Annotated in this window: 12 protein-coding genes; 7 read left to right on the top strand and 5 right to left on the bottom strand. The window is 73.3% G+C overall.

The genetic code is table 11. The features are described 5' to 3' along the window. The first annotated feature begins 7 nt into the window (after positions 1 to 7). The 4 genes from ABD223_RS00975 to ABD223_RS00960 all read left to right on the top strand — a co-directional run bounded on the left by ABD223_RS00975 (position 8) and on the right by ABD223_RS00960 (position 3,195). On the top strand, positions 8 to 499 hold the full coding sequence (locus ABD223_RS00975) for a methylated-DNA--[protein]-cysteine S-methyltransferase (RefSeq protein WP_344033858.1): 492 nt from the start codon (positions 8 to 10) through the stop codon (positions 497 to 499). Between the two features lie 453 nt (positions 500 to 952). After that, the gene (locus ABD223_RS00970) at positions 953 to 1,537 is read left to right on the top strand and encodes an ArsR/SmtB family transcription factor (RefSeq protein ID WP_344033856.1); all 585 of its coding nucleotides are present in this window, start codon (positions 953 to 955) and stop codon (positions 1,535 to 1,537) included. 2 nt (positions 1,538 to 1,539) lie between these two features. Continuing rightward, positions 1,540 to 2,256, top strand: a complete 717-nt coding sequence (locus ABD223_RS00965) for an SRPBCC family protein (protein WP_344033855.1) — start codon at positions 1,540 to 1,542, stop codon at positions 2,254 to 2,256. Between the two features lie 144 nt (positions 2,257 to 2,400). Further along, positions 2,401 to 3,195 carry an alpha/beta fold hydrolase gene (locus tag ABD223_RS00960; RefSeq protein ID WP_344033854.1) on the top strand — a complete coding sequence of 265 codons (795 nt, stop codon included), beginning with the start codon at positions 2,401 to 2,403 and terminating at the stop codon, positions 3,193 to 3,195. A gap of 833 nt (positions 3,196 to 4,028) precedes the next feature. Here ABD223_RS00960 and ABD223_RS00955 read toward each other — a convergent pair. Next, a complete protein-coding gene (locus ABD223_RS00955; protein ID WP_344033853.1) occupies positions 4,029 to 4,862 on the bottom strand; it encodes an SAM-dependent methyltransferase in 834 nt (277 codons plus the stop codon). A gap of 259 nt (positions 4,863 to 5,121) precedes the next feature. Between ABD223_RS00955 and ABD223_RS00950 the strand changes: the two genes are divergently transcribed. From ABD223_RS00950 to ABD223_RS00940, 3 genes are all read left to right on the top strand, one after another. Beyond that, the gene (locus ABD223_RS00950) at positions 5,122 to 5,997 is read left to right on the top strand and encodes a helix-turn-helix domain-containing protein (RefSeq protein ID WP_344033852.1); all 876 of its coding nucleotides are present in this window, start codon (positions 5,122 to 5,124) and stop codon (positions 5,995 to 5,997) included. A 147-nt stretch (positions 5,998 to 6,144) separates the two neighbouring features. Next, on the top strand, positions 6,145 to 6,384 hold the full coding sequence (locus ABD223_RS00945; protein ID WP_344033851.1) for a DUF397 domain-containing protein: 240 nt from the start codon (positions 6,145 to 6,147) through the stop codon (positions 6,382 to 6,384). Beyond that, on the top strand, positions 6,368 to 6,676 hold the full coding sequence (locus ABD223_RS00940) for a hypothetical protein (RefSeq protein ID WP_344033850.1): 309 nt from the start codon (positions 6,368 to 6,370) through the stop codon (positions 6,674 to 6,676). Before ABD223_RS00945 ends, ABD223_RS00940 begins: the two co-directional genes overlap by 17 nt. Before the next feature lie 445 nt (positions 6,677 to 7,121). Here the strand turns inward: ABD223_RS00940 and ABD223_RS00935 are convergent, their stop codons facing one another. From ABD223_RS00935 to ABD223_RS00920, 4 genes are all read right to left on the bottom strand, one after another. Then, positions 7,122 to 8,060, bottom strand: a complete 939-nt coding sequence (locus ABD223_RS00935) for a hypothetical protein (protein ID WP_344033849.1) — start codon at positions 8,058 to 8,060, stop codon at positions 7,122 to 7,124. 170 nt (positions 8,061 to 8,230) lie between these two features. After that, positions 8,231 to 11,206 (bottom strand): helix-turn-helix transcriptional regulator, encoded by a 2,976-nt coding sequence (locus ABD223_RS00930; protein ID WP_344033848.1) that lies wholly within the window; start codon positions 11,204 to 11,206, stop codon positions 8,231 to 8,233. Beyond that, on the bottom strand, positions 11,203 to 11,832 hold the full coding sequence (locus tag ABD223_RS00925) for an MBL fold metallo-hydrolase (RefSeq protein WP_344033847.1): 630 nt from the start codon (positions 11,830 to 11,832) through the stop codon (positions 11,203 to 11,205). The genes ABD223_RS00930 and ABD223_RS00925 overlap by 4 nt, the downstream gene beginning before the upstream one ends. 39 nt (positions 11,833 to 11,871) lie before the next feature. Then, positions 11,872 to 13,059, bottom strand: a complete 1,188-nt coding sequence (locus ABD223_RS00920; protein ID WP_344033845.1) for a cytochrome P450 — start codon at positions 13,057 to 13,059, stop codon at positions 11,872 to 11,874. Positions 13,060 to 13,077: the final 18 nt, after the last annotated feature.

Below are 13,077 nucleotides of genomic sequence, written 5' to 3'. Positions count from 1 at the left end.
GAGACAGATGACCCACACCGTGGTCGACAGCCCCGTCGGCCCGCTGACGCTGGTCGCGCACCGCGGCGCGCTGTCCGGTGTCTACATGACCGACCAGCGCCACCGACCGGCGCAGGACACGTTCGGCCCGGAGGGCCCCGGGCCGTTCGGTGAGGTGACCGAGCAGCTGGCCGAGTACTTCGCCGGTGAGCGCAAGGTGTTCGACCTGGAGCTCGACCTGATCGGCACGCCGTTCCAGCGGACGGTGTGGCAGGCGCTGCGCGAGATCCCCTACGGGGAGACCGTGTCGTACGGGGAGCTGGCGGCAGCCCTCGGCCGGCCGTCGGCGGCACGCGCGGTCGGGCTGGCCAACGGGAAGAACCCGGTGGGCATCGTGGTGCCGTGCCACCGCGTCGTCGGGTCGACCGGCGACCTCACGGGGTACGGCGGCGGGCTGGCGAGGAAGCGCCAACTGCTCGACTTCGAGCGCGGCGCGCACGCGGACCAGCTGCCGCTCTGACCCCGCAGGGCGGCTCATCGAGCCGCCCTGCGGTCTTGCCCCGCGATCTTGCCGCAGCCCTTCACCGCCCCGCTGCGCTGCTCGCCCCGGCCCCACCCCCGCCTCCGACCCCGCCCCCAGCCGTCACCCCGCCCCCGACCCGACCGCGCCCCGCCGCCGCCCCGCGCCCCGCCGCGCCCTGCGCCGCCCCGCGCTCGCCGCGCCTCGCCGCACCACGTGCCGCCTTGCCCTGCCTCGCCCCGCGCTGCCCTTCCTCTTCGTGCCCTTCTCCCTCTCTCGCCCGCTCGCTCCACCTCCGTCTGCTTCCTCCTTCGCCGGCCGCTCCTCCCTCCCCTCCTGCCCTCCCGCTCTTCCCTGCTCCGCATCTCCCTTCCTTCCCCGCTCCCTCCCCGTCCCTCCGCCGACAAGAAAAGTTGTCTTGACAATCCAAGTTGTCGGTGCGAAGGTTCTCCCATGCTTGATGTGGCGGTGATCGAGGACCCGGCGACAGCCGAGGTCACGTTGGACCCGGTGAGGGTGAGGCTGCTGGCCGAACTCGTCGAGCCGGGTTCGGCGACCACGTTGGCGGCCAAGGTGGGGCTGCCGCGGCAGAAGGTCAACTACCACCTGCGCACGCTGGAGCAGCACGGTCTGGTCGAGCTGGCCGAGGAGCGCCGCAGGGGCAACATGACCGAGCGGGTCATGCGGGCCACCGCCGCGTCCTACGTGATCTCGCCCGTGGCGCTGGCCGCCGTGCAGCCCGACCCCGCGCGCTCACCCGACCGGCTGTCCGCGCGCTGGCTGCTGGCCGTGGCCGCGCGCACGGTCCGCGACGTCGGCCACCTCATCACCGGCGCGTCCAAGGCGGGCAAGCGGGTCGCCACCTTCGCGCTGGACGGCGAGGTCCGCTTCGCCTCCGCGGCCGAACGCGCGGCGTTCGCCGAAGAACTCGCGGCCGCCGTCACCGGTTTGGTCGCCAAGTACCACGACGAGTCGGCGGCGGGCGGGCGTGCGCACCGCGTCGTCGTCGCAGTCCACCCCAGCATCCCCGAGGAGTGAAGATGGGCCACGCGTTCGAAGGCGCCAACGAGGTCGAGCTGGGCGGCGTGACGCCGGAGCAGGTCTGGGAGGCCATCGCCACCGGGCCCGGCATCGACTCCTGGTTCATGGGCGGCAACGAGGTCGAGCCCGGCGCCGCGGTGCGCCAGGCGTTCGGCGGGTACGAGCCCAGCCACCCCGTCACCGCCTGGGAACCCGGCAAGCACCTCGCCTACGGCGGCGAGAAGGGGCCCGACGGGCGGTTCGTCGCCTACGAGTTCCTGATCGAGGGCCGTGACCAGGGCAGCACCGTGCTCCGCATGGTCGCCAGCGGTTTCCTGCCCGGCGACGACTGGGCGGACGAGTTCGAGGCCATGACGGCGGGCGGCGAGATGTTCTGGCAGACGCTCGTCACCTACCTGCGCCACTTCGCCGGCCGCACCGCGCGACCGGTCACCGCCTTCGGCCCGCAGGTCGGCGACTGGGCCGCGACGTGGGCGCGCCTGGGCAACCGGCTCGGCCTGGACCGCGCGCCGCGCACCGGGGACGAGGTCGCCCTCGACGGCGTGCCGGGCGTCGTGTACTTCGTCAACGCGCAGACCGCGGGCATCCGCACGGCCGACGCGATGTACCGGTTCTTCCGCACCCCGCCCAGCGGGTTGGTCGCGATGCACCACGTGTTCGCCAACGACGACCGCGACGAGCAGGCGTGGTCGGCCTGGCTGGGCGACCTGTCCTGATCGGGGCATCCGAGCGAGCCCGCGAGACCGCCGGACGTGCTCGGTCCTGTCCATTGAACGTTGGTTCGACGTGGCCCGGCAGGGCCGCGCCGAGTGGGTCGTGGGCGGCGGTGTCGCGCCCGAGAGCTGAGGAGGACGAGGAAGATGGCGCACGTCGTGTCCAAGGACGGCACCAGGATCGCGTACAGCAAGGTCGGGTCGGGCCCGGCGCTGATCATCGTGGACGGCGCCATGTGCTACCGCGAGTTCGGCCCGGCCGCCGAGCTGGCGAAGGCCCTGTCGTCGGACTTCACCGTCTACACCTACGACCGGCGGGGTCGCGGTGAGAGCGGTGACGCGGGGTCGTACGACGTCGGGCGCGAGGTCGAGGACATCGCCGCGTTGATCGAGGAGGCCGGGGGCTCGGCCCACCTGTTCGGCATGTCGTCGGGCGGGGCGCTGGTCGCCGAGGCGGCGCACCGGGGCGTCGCGGCGGAGCGGGTGGCGATCTACGAGTCGCCCATGATCGTCGACGACACGCACCGGCCGATGGAACCGGACTTCCCGGCGAAGGTGTCCCGGGCGATCGCGGAGGAGCGGCGGGGTGACGCCGTGAAGCTGTTCATGCGCTACGTCGGCACGCCCGGGTTCTTCATCGCGGTGCTCCAGCTCATGCCGCCGTGGAAGAAGCTCAAGGGGGTGGCCCACACGCTGTCGAACGACCTGACCGTGGTGGGCGAGTACCAGCACGGCACCCCGCCGCCCGCGGGTCGGTGGTCGGGCGCGGAGGTGCCCGCGCTGGTGATCGCGGGGGAGAAGAGCCCGGAGTACATGCGGAACGCCCAGCGGTACCTGGCCTCGGCGCTGCCGCACGGGGAGCTGGTCGTCCTGCCGGGACAGACCCACATGGTGAAAGCCAAGGTCACCGCCCCGGTGCTGACCGGATTCTTCACCAACTGACTGTCCACATAGGACCAAGCCCGACTGCCGCGGCGCCTTCGCGGGCCCGCCGGCAGTCGGGCTCCCGCATAGTCCGATGTGGACATGAGAGCGCTCTCGCGGGTGGTGCGGGTGGTGCGGGTGTGCGCGGAACGCGCGCCTGGCGCAAAGGCCGACCAGGTCGCGGTTGGCCGGGGACGCGATTTCGGCCGCCGGGAGGTGTGAGCGGGGCGGCTCGGGCGCTTGGGCGCGCAGTCGGCGGCTCCTCCAGCCCCGGTCGGCTCGATCGTCCGGCCCGTCCGCCTACCCGGCCCGTCCGCCTACCCGGCCCGTCCACCTGACCGGCCCGTCCACCTGACCGGCCCGTCCATCCGTGCAGTCCGTCCGACCCGGCTGTCCGACCCGGCTGTCCGACCCGGCTGTCCAGCCCCGTCATCCGACCAGGCACACCTCGACCCGTCCGCCGGGCCACCCCGGGGCACGTCCGTCGGCCCAACCTGACCCGCTTGCCAGGCCACCCCGACCCCGCTCGCCGGACCACCCTGGCCCGTCCGCCGAGCCGCCCGGCCCATGCACCAGGCCACCCCTGGCCCGTCCACCAGGCCGGCTCGGCCGGTCCGGTCCGGCCGGCCGGACCGGCTCGATCGAGCCGGCGGCCGGCGACTGCCCCGTCCCCGTGCTCACCGCCCCGTTCGCCGGAGAGGGGTGGTCGCTCGGCCGTCCACTTCTCTCTAACCGATGTACGAGAACACCGTTTCCGTACATCTTCCGGCGAGGTTCACTCGATCGTGCAGCGCGAGCGTCCCCGAACAGCCTCGTGCCCTCCCCGCGGCGCACGAGGCTACCGAAGATCGTCAGGGCTTGCGCGCCACCGCGCCCGCGATGCAGTAGCTCACCGCGTCCAGCTCCTTCAACCGCGGCCCGTCCGGCCACCAGTTCGCGCAGATGACCAGGCCCGGTTCGACCAGTTCCAGCCCCTCGAACAGCCCCAGCAGCTCCCGCCTGGTCGCGAACCGGCCGCTGCCCATCGGCGAGTGCAGGAACGTCTCCTCCATCCGCCGCGCGATGGCCGAGTGCTCCTCGGTTTCCGGGTCGAGGAAGTGCGAGACGCCGATGAAGGACCCGGACGGCAGGGCCTCGACGTACTCGGCCATGATCTCCGCCGACGTCGGGCTGGCGCCGTTGTAGTGGTGCAGCGTCCCCATCTGGAAGAGCGCCAGCGGCTCGGAGAAGTCGATGTGCTTGCGCACCACCGGGTCGTTCAGGATCTCCTGCGGCTTGAAGATGTCCGCCGCCGAGAAGTGGGTCTGGTCGTTCTCCTCCAGCAGCGCCCGGCCGTGGGCCAGCACCACGGGGTCGTTGTCGACGTACACGACTCGTACGTCCGGGTTGATCCGTTGCGCCACTTGGTGGGTGTTCTCGGCGGTGGGCAGGCCCGAACCGCAGTCGAGGAACTGCGTGATACCCGTTTGGCTCGCGACGAAACGGGTGGCGCGGATGAGGAAGTTGCGGTTGTCCACGGCCAACGTCGCCGCTTCCGGCGCCACCTCCTGGACGCGGCGCAGGACTTCGCGGTCGATCTCGTAATTGTCCTTGCCGTTGAGGAACGCGTCGTAAACCCTGGCGATGCTGGCCTTGGTGGTGTCGATGTAGACGGGGGTGGCGGCGTCCGAGGACGAACCCGACATTGTGGTGACCTCGCATAACGGGGGAGAAGGGGCGATGTTTCGTGCACCGCGTCACAGTCCACTCAGCGTAAGCGTATGGGCCTGTCGCGTGAGTGAGCCGCGCACGTCTGACGCGGCAGGATCGGGGGTGTACGTTCAGTGACGATGCGAGTTGGCCCCTTCCGGGCGCAACCGCTGTTCGGGTGGACGACTCCGGGTGGAGGTCGACCGGCAGTGGGCCAGGGGTGGATCAGGGGCATGACGGTCGGGAGGTGCCACGATGGTCACGGGTGAGCCGACCCCCGAGCGGGAGAGCGGTCCCACCGCTCTGCGGATCGTGCTCGGCGCGCAGCTGCGCAGGCTCCGCGAGGCGGCGGAGATCAGTCGCGCGGACGCGGGCTACGCGATCCGCGGCTCGGAGTCGAAGATCAGCCGGATGGAGCTGGGTCGCGTCGGGCTCAAGGAGCGCGATGTGAACGACCTGCTCACGATGTACGGGGTGACCGAGGACGAGGTCCGCGGGAAGTTCCTCGAAATGGTCCGCCGCTCGAACTCGCCGGGTTGGTGGCACCGGTACTCCGACCTGATGCCGGACTGGTTCCAGGACTACGTCGGGTTGGAGGAGGCGGCCTCGCGCATCCTCACCTACGAGACGCAGTTCGTGCCGGGCCTGCTCCAGACCGAGGACTACGCGATGGCGATCGCGAGCCACGGCAGGCCCGAGCTGGCGGGGCCGGCGGTGAAGCGCCGGGTCTCGCTGCGGATGCAGCGGCAGAAGATCCTCCACCGGCCGGGCGCGCCGCGGGTGTGGGCGGTGATCGACGAGTCGGTGCTCCACCGGCCCATCGGCGGTCGGCGCGTGATGCTGGACCAGATCGAATACTTGCTCAGCGTGACCAAAGAAAGTGCGATCACGCTTCAGATCGTGCCGTACCAGCTGAGCGGTTACGCAGCAGAAGGTGCGTTCACGATGTTGCGCTTCGGCGAGCCCGACCTGCCGGACATCGTGTACCTCGAACACCTCGCCGGAGCCCTCTACCTGGACAAACTCGAAGAACTGGAGGTCTACAGCCGGGTGTTCGACCGGCTCACCGTCGACGCGGAGACACCGGACCGCAGCCGTCAGCTGCTGAGCAAGATCCGAGCGGACCTGTAGGTCTTCCTCCGTACGGGCGAAGTTCACGCTCCGCATCTGCACGTGCATTTACCGGTGCGCCGGCCGGTGCTACGGTCCGTGCACAGTCAAATGCACGTGCAGATGCATCACCACGACGATGTGTCTCCGGGTTGGAGGGTGATGTCGATGACCGCTCAGGTCCACAACGGTATGCCCGCTGCCGATCTCGTCGGCGTCGAATGGCGCAAGAGCGCCCGCAGCGGCGCGCTCGGCAACTGCGTCGAACTCGCCACGCTCATCGACGGCTCGGTCGCCCTGCGCAACTCCCGCTTCCCCGAAGGCCCCGCGCTCGTCTACACCAGGGCGGAGATCGCGGCCTTCGTGGCCGGGGCCAGGGACGGGGAGTTCGATGACCTCGTCGGCTGACCAGGCGACCAACCGCACCTCCTACCAGCTGCGCGAGCTCATCGCGCGAGGGTTCCAGTTCCTCCACCCCCGGGACGCCAGGGGCGAGCTCGCGGCTGTGGTCGGCGTGCGCGCCCACGACGCGGTGATCGACGTCGTGCGGCTGCACACACCGGACGACGTGGTCGCGATGCGGATGCCCGCCGACGAGGTGAACGTCCTGGCGCCCAGCCGTTTTTCCTGGCGCAGGCACGGGACGGCGACGAGCGTGCTCGAAGAGCTGCTCGACCTGCCCGACGACCGGATCGCGTGACCGGACCGACCCCCGGGTGGGCCGGACCGCTCGAAGACTTCCCGTCCGCAGCCGCGGTGGCGGACGGGCGAGGGGCCACCCGACCCCTCATCGACGAACCTGACCTGGAGACGCAGCGGGAGTCGGCCGCGCCCACGTCGACACCACGCTCGGAGCGCAACTCCGTGTTCGTCGCGTTCGGTGCGGGGACCGAGGTCGGCTTCGGTCCCCGCACCGGCTAACCGCGACCCCTCAACGCCGGCGCGGCACACCCGAATCCAGCGGACCGCTCGCCCGTGCACAGCCCTTGACCAGCGAAGACCGAGTTGTCCACAGACCTGTCCCCAGGTGTGGACGGATCGAACAGGCGTTCGAGGACCTGTTCGAAGCGCGAGAACGGCGCGCGGAGGGCCCCGCTCGCGAGCGGGGCCCTCCGGGAACCGGTTCACCCGGTCGGTTCGACCGTTCAGCCGACCGGCGGGGACATGACGAACCAGTTGAAGCCCTCCACCATCTGCCGCGTGGTGTCGCTGACGTAGCGGGGCCCGGTCAGCTCCCACCGCTCGACGTCCTTGTAGGTGCCGGGCAGCAGCGCCTCGTTCACCGGCGTGTTCGGGTCGTCCTTCGACGGCACGTACTGCTTGAAGCCCACGCGCTCCAGCTTCACGTCCAGCGCCTCGTACGCCGACTGCGTGGCCAGGTAGCTGCCCTGGCCGTGGTCGGGCGCGCGACCGGGGTCGGCCAGCTTCAGCTCGACCACGTCGCCGTTGAACGAGCCCTTGGCCGACACCACGGTGACGAGGTGGCCGCCGGTGCGCTTGAGGCTGTCCTGCGGGCCGTCCGCGTACCGGCCGTAGACCAGCTGCAACGGGCCCCAGTCGAGCTTCCTCGCCAGGTCGCCCGCGAAGTCGGCGGCGCTGTGGGAGTTGACGAACCCGGAGTCCACGGACCAGCCGCTGTTCTTGGCGGGCGCGGTGGCGACGTTCCAGGCGGCGCGCAGGTTCGTGGTGTTGGTGCCGTCCTCGTGGCTCCAGCCCGCGTCGGTCGCGATGCGGCCGATCGAGTTGGTCACGACGTTGTAGTCGGCCGGGTCGGTCGGGTTCAGGTTGCCGACCTCGGTGGTCAACCAGCCGACCGGCGCGTCCTTCTGCCGCCCCCAGTAGTGCAGCACGTTGTAGAGCGAGGCCGGGCCGCAGTGGCTGTTGCCGTTGCCGGCGAAGCCCGCGCGGAACTGGTCGACGTCGCTCGCGCCGCACTGGCGGACGTGGAAGTCGGGGCCGGCGAGGTCGCTGATCCGCGCGCAGCGCTCCGGGGCGGTGAGGACCGGGTCGGCGGACGCGACACCCGGCAGGGTGAGCGCGGCGGCGGCGGTGGCGACGGCGGCGAGCACGGTCTTGCGCAACATGGCCATTCCTCCTGTGAAGTGGGGGGAACCGCCTCCCGCAGCAACCCCCGCGTTCTGACAGGACATAGCTTGACCTGCGCAAACACCGCCAGGCATGAGGGAAGACCCCTCAACCTCCCGGAGCGGGACTTGGGTGTATCCAGACGACCCCCAGGCGTCTCCTGCACCGATCAGGCCAGTGCGCGCGCCAGGTCGCGGCGGCCGCTGATGCCGAGCTTCGTGTAGATCCGGCCCAGGTGGTTCTCCACCGTCTTGGGCGTCACGAACAGCTCCTGCGCGATCTCCCGGTTGGCCCGCCCGAGCGCCGCGAGGTCGGCCACCCGGCGCTCGCTCGCGGTCAACGCCTCCGCGCCCGGCAGCACCAGCCGCCGCGGCCGGTCGCCCAGCGCCTCCAACGCCTCCGCGGCCCGCCTGCGCAGCGCGGTCGCCCCGCACGCCGCGGCCAGCTCCATGGCCCGGTGCAGGGGTTCCCGCGCGTCCGCGCGCCGCCGCGCCACCCGCAGCGCCTCGCCGAGGTCGGCCAGCGACTTGGCCAGGTGCAGCCGGGCCGGCGAGGCCTCCAGCACCGCCACCGACTCGACCAGCAGCCCCACCCGGCGTCGCGCGTCGGCGTGCGCGAGGAGCCGCAGGGCCGCGCCGACCTCGGTGGCCGCGCCCCACTTCCGCGCCAGCGCCAGCTGCTCGCGGGCCAGCTCCAGCGCGCCGTCCTCGTCGCCGAGCAGCAGCGCCGCGCGCACCGCCGGGTCGCGCCACGGCACGGACGGCGGGTCCAGCTCGGCCTGCGCCTGGGCGTCGCGCTGCCGGAACGCCTCCTCGCGCGCCGTCCGCGCGTCGCCCCCGGCCAGCGCGAGCAGGGCGCGCGGCTCGTGCAGCCAGATCGTGGGCATGATCCGCGGCGTCTCCTGGTGCAGGGCGTCGAACCGCGCCAGCGCCTCGGCCACGCCGACCGGGTCGCCGCGCTCCAACCCCTGGTAGGTCAGGAAGTGGGTGGCCGTCGCGCGCAGCGCCACCACGTGCGGCGCCGGGTCCTCGTCCCGCACGGCGGCCAGCGCGCCCTCGGCGTCGGCGGCCATCGCGCCCAGGTCGCCCAGCCGCCAGCTCAGGAACGAGTGCGCGTTGGCGACCATGGCGTACTCGACCGGCGACCCGTGCGCCCGCACCCGCGACCGGGCCCGCTCGACCTCCCGGCGGCCCTCCTCGACGCCGTCCGCGGCCACCAGCGCGATCAGCGCCACCACCCAGGCGACCATGGCGTCGGTGCTGCCGGTGGCGTCGTCGAAGTACGCGCCGTTCGACAGCGCGCGCAACGCCGTGGCGGCCACCTCGCTCGCGGGCCACACCTCGTAGCGGCCGGTCTGCGCGAGCAGGCCCAGCAGGGTGCGCTCGTCGGGGGTGCGGCCGGCCAGCGACGCGTACCCGCCCAGGTGCGCCGAGGCGGCCCGGCGGTGGTTCGGCGAGAACGACCGGAGGACGGCCAGCCGCGCCTCCAGGTGCAGCCTGCCCGCGTCGGGGCCGCGGCGGGACACGGCCTCGACCAGCTCGGCGATCGCCGCGTCCGGGCCGTCGACCGCGGCGGTCGCGGACGCGGCGGCGGCCGGCAGCTCGGCGTCCGGCAGGGCGGCGGCGGCCGCGCGCAGCTCCTCGCGGGCGCCGGCGGCGTCGCCCGTGCGCAGCAGCGCCCGGCCCAGCTCGGCGCGCAGGCCCGGGTCGTCCGGCCGCTCCTCCACCGCCCGCCGCAGGTGGGACGCCGCGGTGTGCGGGTCGCCCGCCGCCAGCAGGGCCGCGGCCGCCCGGCGCAGCACTCCGGCGGCCTCCGGCAGGGTGCCGCGCGGCGCCCGCGAGAGGTGCGCGGCGACCCGCTCGGCGGGGGCCTTCGCCGTCCACAGCCTGGTGGCGGCCCTGGCGTGCAGCGCCGCCCGCGCCACCGGGCCCAGGTCGGCGAGCACGGCCTCGCGCACCACCGGGTGCGGGAACGCCAGCTGCTCGCCGGCCAGCACGTTCGCCGCCACCAGCGCCTCGACCGCCCGCGCCAGCTCGTCCGCGCCGAGGTCGGCGACCTCACCCGCGAGCCACGGGTCGCCGGCCGTGCCGAGCACGGCCGCCGCGCCCGCCAGCAGCACCGCGTCGGCGGGCACCCGCCCCAGGGCGGCGCGGAACACCGTGCTGGGACCGAGCCCGCCGACCCGGTCGGCGGTGCGCGGGTCGTCCAGGGGCAGCGCGAGCGCGTCCAGCTCGTCGACCAGCACCCCGGTCAGGAACGGGTTGCCGCCGCCCGCCGCGTGCAGCGCCGCCGCCACCTCCGGCGCGGGCCGCACGCCCCGGGCCGCGACCAGGTCGCCCAGCGCGTGCTCGGTCAGCGGGCGCGGCAGCAGGCGCTCGGCCTGCCGCGACACGCTCAGCTGCGCCAGCGGTCCCGTGTTGCCCCCCGGCGGCCTGGTCGCGACGACCAGCGCGATCGGCAGGTCCGCGATCCGCCGCGACAGGTAGGCCAGGAACCGCAGCGACGACGGGTCCGCCCAGTGCGCGTCGTCCACGGTGATCAGCAGCGGCCGGGTCGCGGACAGGTCCACCGCCACCCACCACAGCGCGTGCAGCGTGCGCGCCAGCTCGGCCTCGCTCGGGTCGGCCGCCGCGCCGTCGAGCGCGGTCAGCGCGTCGCCCGGCGGTCCGGCCAGGATCCGCTCCCGGACCTCGCCCCGGTAGCGGGACACCGACCGCTCCACCATCTGCCGGACCACGCCCCACGGCATCGCGCTCTCCAGCACGTCGCCGATGGCCTGGAGCCGGCCGAACCGGCGTTGCCCGGCCAGGGCGCGGGTGTCCTGCACCAGCCGGGTCTTGCCGATGCCCGCCCGCCCCTCGATCACCACGACCCGGCCCTCGCCCGCCGCCGCCGAGTCCAGCGCCGCGGTGATCCGCGCCAGCTCCCGGTCCCGCTCCAGGGTGCCCGGCAGCGGGTCGGCCGGTTCCGGGGGGAACGCTCCCGGGGAGGACGGTCCTGTGGAGCCCGGTCCTGCGGAGCCCGGTCCTGCGGAGCCGGGTCTCCGGCTGACCGGTCCCGACGAGCCCGGCCCGGACGAGCCCGGCCCCGGCGGGCCCGGTCTCCGGCCGGCGGGTCCCGGGTCGACCGGTCCCGGGGCGCTCATCCGACCAGGCGCTTCAGCCGGTCCGGGTCGCGGAGCGGGCGGCCGTGGCCGAACAGCACCAGCTTCGGCCGCAGCTCCGCGAGCCGGCGCATGGACTCGCGGTTGCGCTCGACGTCGTGCGTCAGGAACTTCGGCGGCGGGCCGGGCCGCAGCAGGTTGAAGAACACGTCACCGCAGATCAGCACGCCGTCGTGGTCGCGCCACAGGGCGATGTGGCCGGGGGAGTGGCCGGGCGCGTCCAGCACGGTGAACCCGGCGACCTCGTCCCCCTCGACGAGGCCCCGGGCCACCGGGTGCGGATCGGGCATCGGCATCTTCGCCAGCAGCGCGGGCAGCAGGCCCGGCGCGGGCACCGGCTTGGCCGCCTCGATCGCCTCGGCGTCCGCGCGCCCCGCCCACAGCGGCACGTCGTACCGCTCGCACAGGGCGTGGCTGGAGCCGAAGTGGTCGGGGTGGGCGTGCGTCACCACGTGGGCGGCGAGCGCGCGGCCGTCGAGCTGACGCGTGATCCGCTTGCGGGCGGCGGGCGTGCCCGCGTCCACCAGCACGTCCTCGACCAGGTAGGCGTTCATCATGTGCGGAGGCCTGCCGAGCAGCTGGTGGACTCCGGGAGCCAGGGGACGCACGCCCGTGATCGTAGCGCCGCTTCCCGCCGTACGGGCAGCTCAGCGCGGCGGTTGATCGGTGAGCAGGTGCAGGGACCGCACACCGGTCAGGTTCGGCGAGGGCAGGAAGACCGGTTCGCGGTCCGGGTCGACGCGCAGCCGGGGGAAGCGGTCGAACAGCGCGTTCAGCACGACCCGGCCCTCCAGGCGGGCCAGCGGCGCGCCGACGCAGAAGTGCACGCCCCGGCCGAAGGCGAGGTGCGGGTTGGGGTCGCGGCCCACGTCGAACGCGCCGGGGTCGGCGAACCGGCGCGGGTCGCGGTTGGCGGCGGCGGGCCAGACCAGCAGCAGCTGGTCGGCCGGGACCTCCACGCCGCCCAGGACCTCCGGCTTCGCCGTGGCGCGCGCGACCGAGGCGAACGGCGTGAGGAACCTCAGCGACTCCTCGATCGCGGCGGGGACCAGGGACCGGTCGGCGCGGACCGCGGCGAACTGGTCCGGGTGCGCGTCCAGGCACAGCACGGTGTTGCCGAGCAGCATGGTCGTGGTGATGTGGCCGGCGACGAGCAGCACGCTCGCGAAGTTGACCACCTCGACGTCGGACAGGCGCTCACCGTCCACCTCGGCCTCGACGAGCGCGGTGAGCAGGTCCTCGCGCGGTGCGCGGCGGCGTTCCGCGGCGTGCGCGGCCAGGTACTCCAGCATCGGCCGGATGAGCTCGCCCTGGTTCTCGAAGTCCGCGCGCACCCGGTCCTCGTCCTTGAGCGAGAACTGGTTGGCGTCCTCGAAGATCCGGTCGCCCCACTCCTTGAACAGCGCGCGGTCCTCGGCGGGCACGCCGAGCAGCTCCGCGATCACGGTCACCGGCAGCGGGTAGGCCAGGTCGCGGACCAGCTCGAAGTCGTCGCCCACCTGGTCCAGCAGCTCGCGGGTCAGCCGCTCGATGCGCGGTTCCAGGTCCGCCACGACCTTCGGCGTGAACGCCCGGCCGACCAGGTTCCGCAGCTTGCGGTGGTCCGGCGGGTCCAGCTGGATGATGTTGCCGTCCAGGACCGACCCCTCCGACCCCTCCACCAGCTCCGGGAACAACCGCGCGGTGTTCGACGAGAACCGGCCCCAGTCGCCGAGCGCCTCGGCGACCTCCGGGTGGCCGTAGACGTGCCAGAAACCCAACTCCTCGTCGTGGACGACGGGCGCGGCCGGCAGTTCGCCGCGCAACCAGAACTGCTGCGGGTGGGTGTTCCACATCGCGTTCTCCCCCAAGGG

The organism is Saccharothrix xinjiangensis, assembly GCF_039527585.1.
GTDB classification, from domain to species: domain Bacteria; phylum Actinomycetota; class Actinomycetes; order Mycobacteriales; family Pseudonocardiaceae; genus Actinosynnema; species Actinosynnema xinjiangensis.
Note: the sequence above shows the minus strand (reverse complement) of the source record. Positions and strands in the feature narration are given on the sequence as shown.